Consider the following 16,931-nt stretch of genomic DNA (forward strand, 5'->3'; position numbering starts at 1 on the left):
AGCCCTCCGAAAGGTGCTGTGGTTGTTCAGTGGTTGGCGGCGGCTGTGTCGGCCGGTCCGACCGGCCCTGCTGCGGCGCGTCCTGCTGGTACCCCGCTGCCACCGAGCTCAGCGGCCGCGGCGATGCTGTCCTTCGCGGCCTGCACGACGGCCTCGGCGGTGATGCCGAACTCCGTGTAGAGCTTCTTGTAGTCGGCCGAAGCGCCGTAGTGCTCCAGGCTCACGCTGCGCCCGGCGTCACCGATCAGCTCACGCCAGCCGAGCTTGATGCCGGCCTCGACCGACACCCGGGCCCGCACGCCGACGGGGATGACCGAGTTGCGGTAGTCGTCGTCCTGCTCGTCGAACCACTCGCGCGACACCAGCGAGACGACCCGGGCCTTGATGCCCTCGGCGGCCAGCGTCTTGCTCGCCTCGACCGCCAGCTGCAGCTCGGAGCCGGTGGCGATCAGCACCACGTCCGGAGTGCCGTCGGTGTCGAGCAGCGTGTAGCCGCCCTTGTGCACGTTTTCCGTGGTCGCGTAGCCGTCGGTACCGCGCGGGTAGGTCGGCACGTTCTGCCGGGTCAGGATCAGGCCGGCCGGGCGGTCGGTGTGCTCGAGGATCGTCGCCCACGCGGCGGCGGTCTCGTTGGCGTCGGCCGGGCGGACCACGTCGAGGCCCGGAATCGCGCGCAGGGCCGCGATGTGCTCGACCGGCTGGTGCGTCGGACCGTCCTCGCCGAGGCCGATCGAGTCGTGCGTCCAGACGTAGGTGACCGGCAGCTTCATCAACGCGGCCAGCCGGACCGACGGGCGCATGTAGTCGCTGAAGGTGAGGAACGTTCCGCCGTACGGCCGGGTGCCGCCGTGCAGGGCGATTCCGTTCAGGATCGCGCCCATGGCGTGCTCGCGGATGCCGAAGTGCAGGACGCGGCCGTACTCGTTGCCTTGGAACTCCTTGGTGGCGTGCTCGGCCGGGATGAACGACGGCTGGCCCTTGGGGGTGGTGTTGTTCGAGCCGGCCAGGTCGGCCGAGCCGCCCCAGAGCTCGGGCAGCGCGGGCGCGATCTTGGTCAGCACCTCGCCGGAGGCCGCCCGGGTGGCGACACCCTTCTCGTCGGCGTCCCAGCTCGGCAGCGCGTCCTTCCAGCCCGGCGACAGCTCGTGCTTGTCCAGCCGGTCGAACAGCGCGGCCTGGTCGGGGGAGGCCTGCCGCCACGCGTCGTACTGCGTGGTCCACTCGGCCTGCAGTGCCTTGCCGCGGTCGACCGCCTCGCGGGTGTGCGCGATCACGTCGTCGGTGACCTCGAAGCTCTGCTCCGGGTCGAAGCCCAGCACGGTCTTGGTCGCGGCCACCTCGGCGGCGCCCGCCGCGGAACCGTGGATCTTGCCGGTGTTCTGCGCGTTCGGGGCCGGCCAACCGATGATCGTGTGCAGCCGGATGAAGGTCGGCTTGTCGGTGACGGCGCGACCGGCCTCGATTGCGTCGTACAGGGCCTGGACGTTCTCCTCGTACCCGGTGCCGCCATTGGTCCAGTCGACGTCGTGCACGTCCCAGCCGTACGCCGCGTAGCGGGCCGCGACGTCCTCGGAGAACGCGATGTCGGTGTCGTCCTCGATCGAGATCTTGTTGGCGTCGTAGATCACCGTCAGGTTGCCGAGCTTCTGGTGCCCGGCCAGCGACGACGCCTCCGCGGAGACGCCCTCCTCCAGGTCGCCGTCCGAGGCGATCACGTAGATGTCGTGGTCGAACAGGCTCTCGCCCTTGGCCGTGTCCGGGTCCAGCAGGCCACGCTCGCGACGAGCGGCCATCGCCATCCCGACCGCGTTGCCGACACCCTGACCCAGCGGACCGGTGGTGGTCTCGACGCCGGGGGTGTGGCTGTACTCCGGGTGGCCCGGGGTCGCGCTGCCCCAGGTGCGCAGCGCCTTCAGGTCGTCGAGCTCGAGACCGAAGCCGGCCAGGTAGAGCTGGATGTAGAGCGTCAGGCTGGAGTGCCCGGCCGACAGGACGAAACGGTCGCGCCCGGCCCAGTGCGGGTCGGCGGGGTTGTGCCGCATCACCTTCTGGAACAGCAGGTACGCGGCCGGGGCGAGGCTCATCGCAGTACCGGGGTGGCCGTTGCCGACCTTCTCCACGGCGTCCAGCGCGAGGACCCGCACGGTGTCGACCGCGCGCTTGTCGAGCTCGGTCCAGTCAAGCTTGGGGCTGGTCTTCTCCGTCACGCCGGCGGCGCTCCTCTCGATGGCTGCGAACACTGCGGTAAAGGGCGCTGGGAGAGCCCGGCCGGACGCGTGCGTCCACAGGCCGAAGCGCCCCGTGCGTCACCGTGAGCGAGCCTACTCGCCCAGCCGCCCAGTGCCCTTCATACCTCCGCAACTGGAACCGGCCTGTCGTTGTTCCCGGCCTGCCCCAGGCGTCTCACAGATCACATCCGGCGCCCCATCCGACACCCCGGCACGGGTGGGTGCAAAGGACTCCTACGGGCCGTCGTAGACTGTCGAACCGTCAGCGCCGGTCCCCGGCGTCAACCATGAGTTTTCGAGGTGTTCGTGACGGCCGTCGACCCGCGTCCAGCCGCGACGACGTCGTACCCGGCGCCGCTTCCGATGGACCCATCCCTGGAGATGACCCGTCCGTCGGTGCGCGACGTGATCAAGGCGTACGTCGGTCTGACCAAGCCGCGCATCATCGAGTTGCTGCTGATCACCACGGTGCCGGTGATGTTCCTGGCCGCCGGGGGAGTCCCCGGCCTGGGCATCGTCGCCGCCACCCTGCTCGGCGGCATCCTGGCCGCCGGCTCGGCGAACACGATCAACTGCGTGCTCGACCGCGACATCGACGAGCAGATGCGCCGCACCCGCCGCCGCCCGCTGCCCCGGCACGCGGTCAGCCCTCGCTCGGCGATGGTCTTCGGCATCGTGCTCGGCGTCCTCGCGACCATCGAGCTCGGCCTGCTGGTCAACTGGCTGTCGTCAGTACTGGCCCTGGCCGCGAACGCGTTCTACGTCTTCGGCTACACCATGTGGCTCAAGCGACGCACGGTCCAGAACATCGTCTGGGGCGGCATCGCCGGCTGCTTCCCGACCCTGATCGGCTGGACCTCGGTCACCGGCGAGCTCGCCTGGACGCCGCTGGTCCTGTTCGGTGTCGTCTTCTTCTGGACGCCCCCGCACACCTGGGCGCTCGCGATGCGCTACCGCGAGGACTACGCGTCGGTCGATGTCCCGATGCTCCCGGTGGTCGCCACGCCGGTCGCGGTGGCCCGCCAGATCCTCGCGTACTCGATCGTCATGGTGATCACCTCGATCGCCCTGTGGCCGGTCGGCGACACAGGCTGGGTCTACCCGCTCGCTGCCGTCGTCCTCGGTGTCGTCTTCCTCCGCGAGGCCTTCGCCCTGCTCGCCCGCGCCAACACCGGCGCCGAGGGTCCGGCACTGCGTCCGATGCGGCTGTTCCACTTCTCGAACATCTATCTGGCACTCCTCTTCATCGCCGCCGCCATCGACCCGCTCCTGAGGTAGCAGCGCCAGGCTTGTCATTGGTTGGCAAGTCGGCTGCTCAGCGGGCGATCGGCGCCGATAGTCGGCTCACGCGCCGATCGAAGGAGCCCGCCCGTGCTGATCAGACGCATGACGTCTGCGTTGACCGTTGCCTGTGCCGTCGCCGTGCTGATGCCGACGAGCGCGCCGGCTGTTCCGCAGCGCGCCGTGGTGGTGAGTGAACGGCTGACCACCGGAAACGACTTCTTCGTGTACGTGCCGAAGGGCGACACGGGCTATCGGGCGGCGTCCACCCCGATCCTGCTGGTGCTCGGTGATAGGACGTTCACCTCGGACAGCGCACGACGTACTGCGGAGTCGTCCGGTCTGGCCAGGATCGCTGCCGACCAGCAGGGCGTGGTCGCGTTCGTGAACCCGGCCGGCCCACGCTGGCAGGCAGGCGACACCGCGGGAGTGGCCGCGGCACTGGCTCGCTTCGGCGACTCGACCGGTACGCCGTACGACCACGAGGGCAAGCTGTGTTCAACCGGCGCCGACGGTCAACTCCGCTGCCTCTATCCGGGGACCAAGGCCAGGGTGTACCTGTTCGCCGACGGCGCGGGTGCCGACTTCGTCAGCCGCCGGGTGGTGCCAGGTATCGACATCCCGGCCGCATTTCCCCGGTACGACGGCACGCCGGTGGTCCAGTCCTGGACACCGACCGCCGTCACCCTGTTCAACCCGCACGACGCCGCGACGCGTCCGGTCCAGGGCGCCGAGGTGCCGGCGTACGTGGTCAATGGATCGAGGCGGGTCGACGACTCCTACCGACGCCTGAACAACCGGCACGGGTTGTTCGGCGAGCAGGATCGCGCGGCGCGGCACGGGTTCGACAGCGCCGCGTTGCGCCGTGGCTACGAGCGGGTGGTCCGCTACGCGATCCACCGCACAGCAGAGACCAACACAGCACTGCAGGTGTACCGGATCCCCGACTACGCCGACGAGGGCATCTCGGTCCGCCGAGCCGTCGCGCAGATCAACGGCCGGGCACAGGAGTACACGACCTACGTGCCCCGCTCGGCATCGCATCGGCGAGTGCCGCTGGTGCTCACCTTCCACGGTGGCGGCAGCGATGCGGACTACCACACCATCGCCACCGGGTGGCCGCTGCTGGCCAAGCAGCACGGGTTCATGGTGGTGTCGGTGAACCGCCACGTCGAACGCACCGGCGCCGACATCGTCGCCTTGCTCGACCGGCTGCAACGCGAGTACCCGGCGATCGACAGCACCCGCGTGTACGCCACCGGGTTCTCGATGGGCTCGGTGAAGACCTGGGAGCTCGGGACCCAGTTCGCCGGTCGCTTCGCCGCCATCGCGCCGTCCAACGGTTCCTTCGGACCGGTCGCCGCCATCCCGCCACTGGTGATGCCGACGATCTACTTCGCCGGCGAGAACTCCCCGCTGCCTGAGTCCCCGCACCAGCGGTTCCAGTTCTTCCAGCCCAACGACAAGGCGAACGACATCGACGCCAGGCTGGCCGCGCTGTTCGCCCAGAACCACGTCACGCCGAACTACGTGTACAACGCCGCGGCCGACCTGCAGTGGGGGATCGCGGCGCGACGCACCTCCACGGTCCACGACCGCGAGTTCGCCGACGTGACGGTCACCATCAAGGAGTACCCAAGCGTCGACGGCAGACGCCTGACTGCCTTGGCCAGCATCGGCAACGCCAGCCACGAGCCGCTCCCATCGGCCGCCACCGCGGCGTGGACGTTCATGTCCAGCTTCGCCAGACTGCCGAACGGCTCGGTGGTCACGACCGGGCTGTAGTCCGCGATTGCTTGCCATAAGCACCTATGTGCCCTCGGTGAACGCTCGGTGGCGGGGAGTTTTCCCGTTGACCTGAAGAGATCGGGGTGTTGCCATGAAGGGTCCGTGGAGGGCGGCTCCACCTGGGGGGACGGAGACCTAGGGGGCGGTAGTGGGGGTCAGGAAAGCACGTATAGCGGCGGTTTCGGCGGTGGCGTTGGTCGGCACGATGCTGGTCGCGGCGCCGGCGGATGCCACTGGTGGTGGGCAGGGGCTCAAGCCGGTGGTCAGCGGGCTCAACGGTCCGCGGGGTGTGGCGACGCACGGGGCCAAGGTCGTCTACAGCTTGGGTGACGGGTCGGTCTACGAGGCGTGGGCCTACGGCACCAACAAGGGGATCAAGAAGCTCGGCACGTTGCCGGGTGGGTTCGCGCCGGCGATCGACACCGACCGGTGGGGTACGACGTACGCGCTCACCGGTGCGGGTGGTGAGCCGGGTCAGCCGCTCCCGCCAGGAGGCGCGACCTTGTTCAAGTTGCGGCCGGGCAAGGCGCCGGTGGCGATCGCGGACATCGGCAAGTACCAGCTGAAGGACCCGGATCCGTTCAACCTGGAGGGTCCGGCGACCGAGTCGAATCCGTTCGGGGTGGCGGCGCTCAGGGACGGCACGATCCTGGTCGCCGATGCGGCGGGCAACGATCTGCTGAGGGTCTGGCCGAACGGCAGGATCAAGACGGTCGCGAGGCTCAAGCCCCGGGTCGTCAAGGCGCCGCCTGAGTTCGGTGGGCAGTTGGCGCCGGCCGAAGCGGTCGCGACCTCGGTGACGGTCGGGTCCGACGGGTACTACTACGTGGGCGAGCTGCGCGGCTTCCCTGGTACTGCGGGGACCTCGCAGGTCTGGCGGATCAAGCCGGGCTCGGTCGGCGCGGTGTGTGACCCGGTGAAGCCTGCCAAGGGCAACTGTCAGCGGTACGCCGACGGCTACACGTCGATCGTCGACCTGGCCGGCGGACCGCGGGGCACGATCGCGGTCGTCGAGTTCGCCAAGGCCACCTGGCTGGCGGCCGAGGACCCGACCGCGCCGCCGCCGATCGGCTCACTGTTCCTGCAGTACCCCGGCAAGCACCACAAGGCCGGCGTCAAGAAGGAACTTGCCAAGGGCAAGCTGGTGCTCCCGTCGGGAGCGGCCATCAACCAGTACGGCGATGTGTTCGTCTCATCGCCGCTGTTCGGTCCAGGCGCCGTCTACCGGATCAAGTAGCAGGCGTACCGCGTTCGCCGTACACCGCTGTGACCAGAGCGATCAGCAGTGCGGCGAAGAACATGTGAATCAGCACCAGCACCCACGGCAAGCCCGTGAAGTACTGCGTGAAGCCGACCGTGCCCTGCAACAGCTCGGCCGCCAGCAACCAGGCGGCGAGCTTGCGCAGGGTGCGGGAGGTTGCGGTGACCCGGGTGGCGATCACCAGCGCCACAGTGACGCCCAGCAAGCCGAACACGACGTCGGCGTGCAGTTGGCTGATCACCGTCTCGTCCAGGCCGTTGCGACCGGTGTCGGGATCGCCCGAGTGCGGTCCCGCGCCGGTGACAACGGTGCCCAGGGCAACAGCCAGCCAGACCGTCACCACCGAAGCGGTGGCCAGCGCGCGGACCACTGGGGGAGTGTGCGGATAGGGGCTGGTGCGAGAGCGTCTCATCATGGCGACGGTCAACGCGATGATCAGGCACGAGACCAGGAAGTGCAGGGACACGATCCAGGGGTTCAACCCGGTCAGGACGCTGACGCCGCCGATGCCGGCCTGCAGCGGTACGCCGAGGGCGGCGCCGGTCGCCAGTCGCCGCAGGTCGGTGCGGCGCGGCCGGTAACGCATCACGACCAGCCAGGTACAGATCGCCACCACGGCCACCACGAACCCGAGCATCCGGTTGCCGAACTCGATCGCGCCGTGGATCCCCAACGCGCTGTGCGGCACGTAGGACTCGTCGGTGCACTGCGGCCAGGTGGGGCAGCCGAGCCCCGACCCGGTGAGCCGTACCAGCCCGCCGGTCACCACGATGCCGATGTTGACGACGACAGAGGCCCAGCCCCAGCGTCGTACGACGTCCAGGCTGGGCTCTGGCACCAGTCGCCAGAAGCCGGTCACGGGCTCGGTCGGGTGGGTGGGCGCGTCCGTGGTCACCGGCACACTCTAGAGAAGGCTCTTGCTAGTCCCATCGGAAGGTCCGGGACACCAGGTAACCCAGCACTGCCGCCCACAACGCCAGAGACAGCGCTGCTGCCCACGGCACGACGCCTTCCAGAGTGGAGTTCGCCAGCCCGTTTGCCAGGGCAGCACTGGGCAGTAGCCGTACTACGCCCTGCATCCCCTCGGGGTACTCCTCGACCGGAGTCATGATCGCGCCGCCGACCAGCAGCAGCAGGTACAGCAGGTTCGCGGCGGCCAGAGTCGCCTCGGCACGCAGTACGCCGGCCATCAGCAGCCCGAGCGACGCGAAGGCCGCAGTACCGGTCAGGACCATCAGAAGGACGCCGAACACGGCAGCTACTCCACCAACCGGCTTCCAGCCCAACGCGAAGCCAGTGGCCACCAGCACGACAAGCTGGATCACCTGGATCGCCAGCACCGCGCCGATCTTCCCGGCCAGCAGACCGGTCCGGGACAGGGGAGAGGCGCCCAGCCGCTTGATAACGCCGTACCGGCGCTCGAAGCCGGTCGCGATCGCCAGCGAGGTGAAGGCGGTCGACAGCACGGCCAACGCGAGCACCCGCGGTACTGCGAGGTCGACAGCAGGCCCGTCGCCTAGCGGGAGCCGGTCACCCAGCCCGGTGCCGCCCAGGAGCAGCAGCAGGCCCAGCGGGATCACCAGGGCCAGCAGCAACTGCTCCCCGTTGCGCAGCAGCAGCCGGAACTCCATCACTGCGTGCGAGTAGACCTTGCGGGGCCAGGGAGCTGAGCCAGGGCGCGGTACGTAGGTAGTAGTCACTTGATCCGTACTCACTTGCTCTCCCGAGCCGTCAGCGCCAGGTAGACATCTTCGAGCGACTTGGCGCCGTGCTCGGTCAGTACGTCGGGACTGCCGGAGGCGATCACCTTGCCGGCCGACACCACGTGCACCTGGTCGGACAGCTGCTCTGCCTCGTCCATCGCATGGGTGGTCAGCACGACCGTCACACCGTCGTCGCGCAGGTCCCGGATCAGCTGCCAGATCTCCCGGCGGCCGTGCGGGTCGAGCCCGGTGGTCGGTTCGTCCAGGAAGACGATCTCCGGCCGCCCGACGATCGCCATCGCCAGTGACAGCCGCTGCTTCTGGCCGCCCGACAGCCGCCGGTACGGCGTACGCCCGCACGTCCCGAGGTCGAGCCGGTCGACCAGCCCGGGCAGGTCCAGCGGATGGCTGTGCAGCGAGGCGACGTACCGGAGCATCTCCAGCGCGCGGACGCCGGACCAGGCGCCACCCTCCTGCAGCATCACGCCGATCCGCGGCATCAGGGCGTCGTGGTCGGCGATCGGGTCCAGCCCGAGCACCCGGACCGTCCCCGAGTCGGGGCGGCGGAAGCCTTCACAGCTCTCCACCGTGGTCGTCTTGCCGGCGCCGTTGGGGCCGAGCACGGACGTCACTGTTGCGCCGGTTACGGTGAGACTGAGCCCGTCCACAGCAGCCTTCTCGCCGTACCGGACGACGAGGTTGTCGATCTCCACCGCGACTGGCACAAGTGCAGGGTAGTCAACGCCCCGACGTGACCCTGCTCACGGTCACCCTCCGAGCCCAGCGGGGAGCCGTGAACCGGTTAGGGCAGCCTTATTTGAAGGGCTCCCCGAATTAGGTGACACTGATGTTGTGAAAACTCCCGCACAGACCAGCACCGTGCCCTCGGGCACCGCTGTGGCGCGGGACGAGTCGACCCGGGACCGGGTCGCCCGGTCGATCCTGACCAACGGGCCGTCCAGCGCCGCGGTGCTGGCCGAGCGACTCCAGCTGACCCCGGCGGCGGTCCGCCGGCACCTCGACCACCTGCTCGAAGCGGGCCTGGTCGAGAGCCGTGAGGAGCGTGTCTACGGCCCCCGTGGCCGTGGCCGTCCCGCCAAGGTCTTCGTGCTGACCGACACCGGCCGGCACGACTTCCACCAGGCCTACGACGACCTGGCCGCGACCGCCCTCCGCTTCATCGCGGAGTCCGGTGGCGACGAGGCCGTCGTGGCGTTCGCCCGCCGCCGGGTGGTCGAGGTGGAAGAGCGGTACCGGGAGCTGCTGGCAGCGGTTCCCGAGAGCGAGAAGGCGCAGACCCTGGCCAAGGCGCTCTCCGCGGACGGCTACGCCGCGTCCGCCCAGCAAGCCGGTGCCGGCGAGCAGTTGTGCCAGCACCACTGCCCGGTCGCCCATGTGGCCGAGCAGTTCCCCCAGCTGTGCGAGGCCGAGACCGAGGTGTTCTCGAGACTCCTCGGCAGGCACGTCCAGCGCCTGGCCACCATCGCCCACGGCGACGGTGTCTGCACAACACACATTCCCGGTGCCCCGGCATCGGTATCTCCTGTATCCGACAGCGAATCTGCGAGGACTGCAAGATGACGCAAACCGCTCACCCCGAGCTCGATGGGCTCGGCACGTACAAGTTCGGCTGGTCCGACAGTGACGCTGCCGGCTCCATCGCCAAGCGTGGCATCAGCGCCGACGTGGTGCGGGGCATCTCCACGCTGAAGAACGAGCCGGAGTGGATGCTGGACCTGCGGATGAAGGGCCTGAAGCTCTTCGACCGCAAGCCGATGCCGTCCTGGGGTGCCGACCTGTCCGGCATCGACTTCGACAACATCAAGTACTTCGTCCGCTCGACGGAGAAGCAGGCCACCAGCTGGGAAGAGCTGCCCGAGGACATCAAGAACACCTACGACAAGCTCGGCATCCCGGAGGCGGAGAAGCAGCGCCTGGTCGCCGGCGTCGCCGCGCAGTACGAGTCCGAGGTCGTCTACCACCAGATCCGTGAGGACCTGGAGGAGCAGGGCGTCATCTTCGTCGACACCGACACCGGCCTGCGGGACTACCCGGAGCTGTTCCAGGAGTACTTCGGCTCCGTCATCCCGGTCGGCGACAACAAGTTCGCCGCGCTGAACACGGCCGTCTGGTCCGGCGGCTCGTTCATCTACGTGCCCAAGGGCGTCAAGGTGGACATCCCGCTGCAGGCCTACTTCCGGATCAACACCGAGAACATGGGCCAGTTCGAGCGGACCCTGATCATCGTCGACGAGGACGCCTACGTGCACTACGTCGAGGGCTGCACGGCGCCGATCTACAAGTCGGACTCGCTGCACTCCGCCGTGGTCGAGATCATCGTGAAGAAGGGCGCCCGCTGCCGCTACACGACGATCCAGAACTGGTCGAACAACGTCTACAACCTGGTCACCAAGCGCGCCACCTGCGAGGCCGGCGCGACGATGGAGTGGATCGACGGCAACATCGGCTCCAAGGTGACGATGAAGTACCCGGCCGTCTACCTGATGGGCGAGCACGCCAAGGGCGAGACCCTGTCGGTCGCGTTCGCGGGCGAGGGCCAGCACCAGGACGCCGGCTCCAAGATGGTGCACAACGCGCCGTACACGTCCAGCTCGATCGTCTCGAAGTCGGTGGCCCGCGGTGGCGGCCGGACGTCGTACCGCGGTCTGGTCGAGGTCGCGCCGGGCGCGCACCACAGCAAGTCCACGGTGCGCTGTGACGCGCTGCTGGTCGACACCATCAGCCGCTCCGACACCTACCCGTACGTCGACGTCCGCGAGGACGACGTCGCGATGGGGCACGAGGCGACCGTCTCCAAGGTCAGTGACGACCAGCTCTTCTACCTGATGAGCCGCGGGATGGCCGAGGACGAGGCGATGGCGATGATCGTCCGCGGCTTCATCGAGCCGATCGCCCGCGAGCTCCCGATGGAGTACGCGCTGGAACTGAACCGACTGATCGAGCTGCAGATGGAAGGGGCCGTCGGCTGATGTCAGCCACCGAAACCCTGGTCGCCACCGGCAACCAGGCGCACTCCCACGGACCGGGTTCCCCGGTGCCGTTGCAGGCCCGGAGCGAGCGGACCACGTCGTACGACGTGGCCGACTTCCCGGTGCCGAACGGCCGTGAAGAGGAGTGGCGCTTCACCCCGATCAAGGCCCTGAAGGCACTGTTCGCCGACGAGGCCGGCACCGAGACCGTCAAGGTCGACGCGCACGGTCCCGACGGTGTCGTGATCGAGACCGTCGCCGCGGACGCCGTCAAGGCGCTCACCCCGCAGGACCGGATCGCCGCCGTCGCCTGGAGCCAGGCCGGCGACGCGCTCGCCGTCCGGATCCCGAACGACGCCGAGCTGTCCGAGCCGGTGCACGTGAACATCGCCGGGCTGGGCGGCCGGAGCTTCGGCCACCTGGTGATCGAGGCCGGCCGGCACAGCCGCGCGACCGTGATCATCGACCACACCGGCAGCGGCGAGTACGGCGCCAACGTCGAGATCGCCGTCGGCGACGGCGCCGAGCTGCGGGTCGTCTCGATCCAGCAGGGCGACAGCGAGTCGATCCACGTCGGTCAGCACGACGCCGTGGTCGGCCGCGACGCCAAGCTCAACCACGTCGCGGTCACCCTGGGCGGCAAGATCGTCCGGCTCTCCACCAACATCCGGTACGCCGGTCCCGGCGGCGACGCCGAGCTGCTCGGCGTGTACTTCGCCGAGTCGGGCCAGCACCACGAGAACCGGCTGTTCGTCGACCACGAGGCGATCAACTGCAAGAGCAACGTGCTCTACAAGGGCGCGCTGGCCGGCGCCGACGCCCGCTCGGTCTGGATCGGCGACGTGCTGATCCGGGCGGCGGCCGAAGGCACCAACACCTACGAGCTGAACCGCAACCTGGTGCTCACCGACGGCGCCCGCGCCGACTCGGTGCCGAACCTGGAGATCGAGACCGGCGAGATCGAGGGGGCCGGCCACGCGTCGGCGACCGGCCGGTTCGACGACGAGCAGCTGTTCTACCTGCAGGCCCGCGGCATCCCCGAGGACGTGGCCCGGCGACTGGTGGTGTCCGGCTTCTTCAACGACATCATCGGCCGGATCGGCGTCACCGAGGTGGTCGAGCACCTGCACGAGGTGATCGAGCAGAAGCTGGCCCGGACGGCCGAGCTGACCGCGGCGGCCAAGGCCTGAGTATGAGTGACTCGTTCGAACGCGCCTGCGCCGTCGCCGACCTCCCCGACGAGGGAGTGCTGGCGACGGAGGTGGGTGGCGTCGAGGTGGCGGTCGTGAAGAGCGAAGGCCGGTACTTCGCCATCCGCGACGAGTGCTCGCACGCGCAGATCCAGCTGTCCGAAGGCGACGTCGGGAACTGCGAGATCGAGTGCTGGCTGCACGGCTCGCGTTTCAGCCTGACTACCGGCGAGCCGCTCAGCCTGCCGGCGTACGACCCGGTGCCGGTCTACCCGGTCCGCGTCGACGGCGACGATCTGCTGGTCGACGTCAAAAACCCCTTGAACCAGGCTTCCTAGTAAAGACGGAGATAGAAATTCTGATGGCGACACTCGAGATCCGCGACCTGCACGTGTCGGTCGACACCGAGAACGGCCCGAAGGAGATCCTGCGCGGCGTCGACCTGACCATCGCCGGTGGCCAGACGCACGCGATCATGGGCCCGAACGGTTCCGGCAAGTCCACGCTGGCGTACTCGATCGCCGGCCACCCGAAGTACAACGTCACCAGCGGCACCGTGACGCTGGACGGCGAGGACGTCCTCGACATGGCCGTCGACGAGCGCGCCCGGGCCGGCCTGTTCCTGGCCATGCAGTACCCGGTCGAGGTCCCCGGCGTGTCGGTGTCGAACTTCCTCCGCACCGCCAAGACCGCGATCGACGGCGAGGCGCCGAAGCTGCGCACCTGGGTCAAGGACGTCAACAAGGCGCTGGCCGACCTGGACATGGACGCCGACTTCGGCACCCGGAACGTGAACGAGGGCTTCTCCGGCGGTGAGAAGAAGCGGCACGAGATCGTCCAGCTGGAGCTGCTCGACCCGAAGATCGCGATCCTCGACGAGACCGACTCCGGCCTCGACATCGACGCGCTGAAGATCGTCTCCACCGGCGTCAACCGGTTCGCGGAGAAGGGTGACAAGGGCGTGCTGCTGATCACCCACTACACCCGGATCCTGCGCTACATCAAGCCGGACTTCGTGCACGTGTTCGTCGACGGCAAGGTCGCCGAAGAGGGTGGCCCGGAGCTCGCCGACGAGCTCGAGGCCAACGGCTACGAGCGGTTCCTGAAGACAGGCGCCAAGGCATGACCGACGCCCGGACCTTCAGCAGTCCGCTTGACCTGCAAACGGTCCGGGCGGACTTCCCGATCCTCGCGCGGGAGCTGGCCAATGGCTTCCCGCTGACCTACCTGGACTCGGCGAACTCGTCGCAGAAGCCGGTCCAGGTGGTCAAGGCGATCGAGGAGCACTACCTGCAGCACAACGCGAACGTCGCCCGTGCCATGCACCAGCTCGGCGCGGAGGCGACCGCGGCGTACGAGGGCGGCCGGGACAAGGTGGCGGCCTTCATCGGCGCGACCAACCGCGACGAGATCGTCTTCACCAAGAACGCCTCCGAGGCGCTCAACCTGGCCGCGCACACCCTCGGCGCCGCGCTCGAGCCGGGGGACGAGGTGCTCATCACCGAGATGGAGCACCACAGCAACATCGTCCCGTGGCAGATGGCGTGCGAGCGGACCGGCGCGACGCTGAAGTGGTTCGGCGTCACCGACGAGGGCCGCCTCGACCTGAGCACCATCGACGAGCTGATCAACGAGCGCACCAAGGTGGTCTCGCTGACCTGGGTGTCGAACGCGCTCGGCACGATCAACCCGATCACCGAGATCGCCGCCAAGGCCCACGCGGTCGGCGCGACGGTCGTGGTCGACGCCTCCCAGGCGGTGCCGCAGTTCCCGGTCGACGTCAGCACGCTCGGCGCCGACCTGCTCGCCTTCACCGGTCACAAGGCCGTTGGCCCGACCGGTATCGGGGTGCTCTGGGGGCGCTACGAGCTGCTCGCTCAGCTGCCGCCGTTCCTGGGTGGTGGCGAGATGATCGAGGTCGTCCGGATGACGGGTTCGACCTACGCCCCGCCGCCGGCCCGGTTCGAGGCCGGTACGCCGCCGATCGCGCAGGCGGTCGGTCTCGGTGCGGCGCTGGACTACCTGAGCGGCATCGGGATGGACAAGGTCGCCGCGCACGAGCAGGCCATCACGGCGTACGCGCTGGAAGGGCTGCAGACCGTGCCGGGGCTGAAGATCCTCGGGCCGACCGACATCGCCGACCGCGGCGGAGCGATCAGCTTCGAGCTGGCCGGGGTGCACCCGCACGACGTGTCGACGGTGCTGGACACCCGGGGCATCGCGGTTCGCGCCGGGCACCACTGCGCGCGGCCGGTGCACGAGCGGTTCGGAATGCAATCGTCGACCAGAGCGTCTTTCTACCTGTACACGACACCCGAGGAGATCGACGCGCTGGTCGAGGGCCTCGGATTCGTCCGGTCATTCTTCAAGGTGGACTGAACATGCAGCTCGACAGCCTGTACCAAGAGATCATCCTGGATCACTACCGCACCCCGCACCACGCGGGACTGGCGGACCCGTACGACGTGGAGGTGCACCACGTGAACCCGTCCTGCGGGGACGAGGTCACGTTGCGCGTCGAGCTCGACGGGGACAAGGTGACGAGCGTGACGCACCACAGCGTCGGCTGCTCGATCAGCCAGGCCGCCACCTCGGTGATGAGCGACCTGGTGATCGGCAAGCCGGTCGCCGAGGGGATGGCGACGTACGAGAAGTTCCTGGAGCTGATGCAGGGTCGCGGCAACGTCGAACCCGACGAAGAAGTTCTGGAAGACGGCGTCGCCTTCGCGGGTGTCGCGCAGTTCCCGGCAAGAGTGAAGTGCGCGCTGCTGGGCTGGTCGGCCTGGCGCGACGCCACCGCCCAGGCGCTGGCCAAGGCCGAGGCGAACACAGGAGGAGTCACCAATGTCTGACCAGACCGACGAGAAGATCGAGCTGCCCGAGGTGGATCTCGACGCGGCGAACAAGCCGGCCGGTGCTGGTACCACCCCGGTCGCCGTCGAGGACGTCACCGAGGCGCTCAAGGACGTCGTCGACCCCGAACTCGGGATCAACGTCGTCGACCTCGGCCTGATCTACGGCGTCACCGTCGACGACTCGAACACGGCGATCATCGACATGACGCTGACGTCCGCGGCCTGCCCGCTGACCGACGTGATCGAGGACCAGACCCGGATGTCGCTGGAGGGCCTGGTCAACGACTTCCGGATCAACTGGGTCTGGATGCCGCCGTGGGGCCCGGAGAAGATCACCGACGACGGTCGCGAGCAGCTGCGCGCCCTCGGCTTCAACGTCTGAGGCCGGTCGAGCTGTGGAAGCCCGGGTCAGGTGGCCCGGGCTTTCGCATGTCCGGATGCGCTAGCGTCCGCACGTGACCCGAATCGTCTCCATCGGCCCCGAGCGGCTCGAACGCTGGCTGGCGGGCTTCACGGAGCGCCACGGCGACACGTCGTACGCCGTGACGCCGGACCAGGTGACCGCCACGGCCGACGACGGCTCGCGTGCCGAGATCGAGGTGCCGTTCGGGCCGCTGGCCGACCTGACCCCTGGGGGGCTGGTCGCGCATGTGCTCGCCGATCGCCGGATCGGGCTGCTGCTGGTACGCCGCGGCGGCTACGGCGCGGGTGTCTTCGAGGGCGGCAAGCTGGTGGACTCCAAGGTCGGCTCGCGGCACGTCCAGGGCACCACCAAGGCGGGTGGCTGGTCGCAGCAGCGGTTCGCCCGGCGGCGGGACAATCAGGCCCGAGAGGCGTTCAACGCGGCGACCGAGGTCGCAGTACGGATTCTCGGGTCGGCCAAGCTCGACGTGCTGGTGTGCGGGGGAGACCGCAAGGCGATCGACACCGTGCTGGAAGACCCACGACTGAAGGCGATCCGGCCGCTGGTCCGGCCGCCGTTCCTGGGCGTGGCCGATCCGCGGCAGAAGGTCCTGGAGCAGGCCGGTGTGGACGCTCGTGCGATCCGGATCGAGCTCACCGACCCGCCGGGCTCAGACTGAAGGACCGTACAGCGCGCGGAAGTCCTCGAGCGTGCCGCGGTAATACTCCAGATCGTCGACCAGCTTCGCCCGCGTCACCATCGCCGGGTTCTGCTCGAGCGCCTTCACTCCGAGCTCGGACCAGACGCCGGCCGCCGGCACCTGGTCGGCACCCTCCGGCACGAACTTCAATGCCTCGCCGACCGCGTCGGCGGCGAACTCCCAATTGAGCTCGACACTGGTCCGGTCCTGATCCGGTTCGCCGGTGTAGGCCATGTCGGCCGCCAGCGCCCGGCGTGCGAACGTCTCGGCCAGCAACACCCACTGCGCGGCGTCGACCAGCGGAGACACACCCAGGCCGAAGCGGGCGCCGGCCTTCCGGGCCGCGTCCTCCGACGCGTACGGCACTGCGATCTCGCCGGCCGTTGTGGTCAACGTCCACGCATCCGGGCCCTCGGCCACGTTCGGGCCGGGCTCGATCGGCGCGGGCGCGGTGGCCGGCGCGGTCTCGTCGGCCGCGATCAGCAGGCTCACGTAGGTCTGCGCCTCGGTCAGCGTCCTTGCGGTCAGCATC

17 protein-coding genes are annotated in these 16,931 nt (G+C 68.9%); 12 read left to right on the forward strand and 5 right to left on the reverse strand.

What is annotated here, in order from left to right; all coding sequences use genetic code 11:
- Positions 1 to 26: 26 nt before the first annotated feature.
- Entirely contained in the window at positions 27 to 2,207 is a 2,181-nt protein-coding gene (gene tkt / locus AB0P21_RS00700; protein WP_363692706.1) for a transketolase, read from the reverse strand.
- A 384-nt stretch (positions 2,208 to 2,591) separates the two neighbouring features.
- Between tkt and AB0P21_RS00705 the strand changes: the two genes are divergently transcribed.
- The 3 genes from AB0P21_RS00705 to AB0P21_RS00715 all read left to right on the forward strand — a co-directional run bounded on the left by AB0P21_RS00705 (position 2,592) and on the right by AB0P21_RS00715 (position 6,534).
- Positions 2,592 to 3,506 (forward strand): heme o synthase, encoded by a 915-nt coding sequence (locus tag AB0P21_RS00705; protein WP_363694394.1) that lies wholly within the window; start codon positions 2,592 to 2,594, stop codon positions 3,504 to 3,506.
- 93 nt (positions 3,507 to 3,599) lie between these two features.
- The gene (locus tag AB0P21_RS00710; RefSeq protein ID WP_363692707.1) at positions 3,600 to 5,294 is read left to right on the forward strand and encodes a hypothetical protein; all 1,695 of its coding nucleotides are present in this window, start codon (positions 3,600 to 3,602) and stop codon (positions 5,292 to 5,294) included.
- A 190-nt stretch (positions 5,295 to 5,484) separates the two neighbouring features.
- Positions 5,485 to 6,534: a ScyD/ScyE family protein gene (locus AB0P21_RS00715; RefSeq protein ID WP_363692708.1), complete on the forward strand. Its 1,050-nt coding sequence runs from the start codon at positions 5,485 to 5,487 to the stop codon at positions 6,532 to 6,534.
- Here AB0P21_RS00715 and AB0P21_RS00720 read toward each other — a convergent pair.
- Genes AB0P21_RS00720 through AB0P21_RS00730 form a run of 3 tightly spaced genes read right to left on the reverse strand, consistent with a single transcriptional unit; the run spans position 6,527 to position 8,986 of the window.
- Positions 6,527 to 7,453, reverse strand: coding sequence for a COX15/CtaA family protein (locus AB0P21_RS00720; RefSeq protein WP_363692710.1), 927 nt, complete (start codon positions 7,451 to 7,453; stop codon positions 6,527 to 6,529). The genes AB0P21_RS00715 and AB0P21_RS00720 overlap by 8 nt on opposite strands.
- A gap of 25 nt (positions 7,454 to 7,478) precedes the next feature.
- Positions 7,479 to 8,273: an ABC transporter permease gene (locus tag AB0P21_RS00725; RefSeq protein ID WP_363692711.1), complete on the reverse strand. Its 795-nt coding sequence runs from the start codon at positions 8,271 to 8,273 to the stop codon at positions 7,479 to 7,481.
- Positions 8,270 to 8,986 (reverse strand): ABC transporter ATP-binding protein, encoded by a 717-nt coding sequence (locus AB0P21_RS00730; RefSeq protein WP_363692712.1) that lies wholly within the window; start codon positions 8,984 to 8,986, stop codon positions 8,270 to 8,272. Before AB0P21_RS00730 ends, AB0P21_RS00725 begins: the two co-directional genes overlap by 4 nt.
- Positions 8,987 to 9,140: 154 nt before the next feature.
- Here AB0P21_RS00730 and AB0P21_RS00735 point away from each other — a divergent pair, with 154 nt between their 5' ends.
- The 9 genes from AB0P21_RS00735 to AB0P21_RS00775 all read left to right on the forward strand — a co-directional run bounded on the left by AB0P21_RS00735 (position 9,141) and on the right by AB0P21_RS00775 (position 16,378).
- Positions 9,141 to 9,842, forward strand: a complete 702-nt coding sequence (locus tag AB0P21_RS00735) for a helix-turn-helix domain-containing protein (protein ID WP_363694395.1) — start codon at positions 9,141 to 9,143, stop codon at positions 9,840 to 9,842.
- On the forward strand, positions 9,839 to 11,251 hold the full coding sequence (gene sufB / locus AB0P21_RS00740) for a Fe-S cluster assembly protein SufB (protein WP_363692713.1): 1,413 nt from the start codon (positions 9,839 to 9,841) through the stop codon (positions 11,249 to 11,251). Before AB0P21_RS00735 ends, sufB begins: the two co-directional genes overlap by 4 nt.
- On the forward strand, positions 11,251 to 12,441 hold the full coding sequence (gene sufD, locus AB0P21_RS00745; protein ID WP_363692715.1) for a Fe-S cluster assembly protein SufD: 1,191 nt from the start codon (positions 11,251 to 11,253) through the stop codon (positions 12,439 to 12,441). The genes sufB and sufD overlap by 1 nt, the downstream gene beginning before the upstream one ends.
- A gap of 2 nt (positions 12,442 to 12,443) precedes the next feature.
- Positions 12,444 to 12,779: a non-heme iron oxygenase ferredoxin subunit gene (locus tag AB0P21_RS00750; protein ID WP_363692716.1), complete on the forward strand. Its 336-nt coding sequence runs from the start codon at positions 12,444 to 12,446 to the stop codon at positions 12,777 to 12,779.
- 23 nt (positions 12,780 to 12,802) lie between these two features.
- Positions 12,803 to 13,567 carry a Fe-S cluster assembly ATPase SufC gene (gene sufC / locus AB0P21_RS00755; protein ID WP_363692717.1) on the forward strand — a complete coding sequence of 255 codons (765 nt, stop codon included), beginning with the start codon at positions 12,803 to 12,805 and terminating at the stop codon, positions 13,565 to 13,567.
- Entirely contained in the window at positions 13,564 to 14,820 is a 1,257-nt protein-coding gene (locus AB0P21_RS00760) for a cysteine desulfurase (protein ID WP_363692718.1), read from the forward strand. Before sufC ends, AB0P21_RS00760 begins: the two co-directional genes overlap by 4 nt.
- Before the next feature lie 2 nt (positions 14,821 to 14,822).
- Positions 14,823 to 15,293: a Fe-S cluster assembly sulfur transfer protein SufU gene (gene sufU, locus AB0P21_RS00765; protein WP_363692719.1), complete on the forward strand. Its 471-nt coding sequence runs from the start codon at positions 14,823 to 14,825 to the stop codon at positions 15,291 to 15,293.
- A complete protein-coding gene (locus AB0P21_RS00770; protein ID WP_363692720.1) occupies positions 15,286 to 15,678 on the forward strand; it encodes a metal-sulfur cluster assembly factor in 393 nt (130 codons plus the stop codon). The genes sufU and AB0P21_RS00770 overlap by 8 nt, the downstream gene beginning before the upstream one ends.
- A gap of 73 nt (positions 15,679 to 15,751) precedes the next feature.
- Entirely contained in the window at positions 15,752 to 16,378 is a 627-nt protein-coding gene (locus AB0P21_RS00775) for an acVLRF1 family peptidyl-tRNA hydrolase (RefSeq protein ID WP_363692721.1), read from the forward strand.
- Here AB0P21_RS00775 and AB0P21_RS00780 read toward each other — a convergent pair.
- On the reverse strand, positions 16,370 to 16,930 hold the full coding sequence (locus AB0P21_RS00780) for a hypothetical protein (protein WP_363692723.1): 561 nt from the start codon (positions 16,928 to 16,930) through the stop codon (positions 16,370 to 16,372). The two genes, AB0P21_RS00775 and AB0P21_RS00780, sit on opposite strands and share 9 nt — an antisense overlap.
- Position 16,931 lies beyond the last annotated feature (1 nt).

This window comes from Kribbella sp. NPDC056861, from assembly GCF_040687575.1.
GTDB lineage: Bacteria > Actinomycetota > Actinomycetes > Propionibacteriales > Kribbellaceae > Kribbella.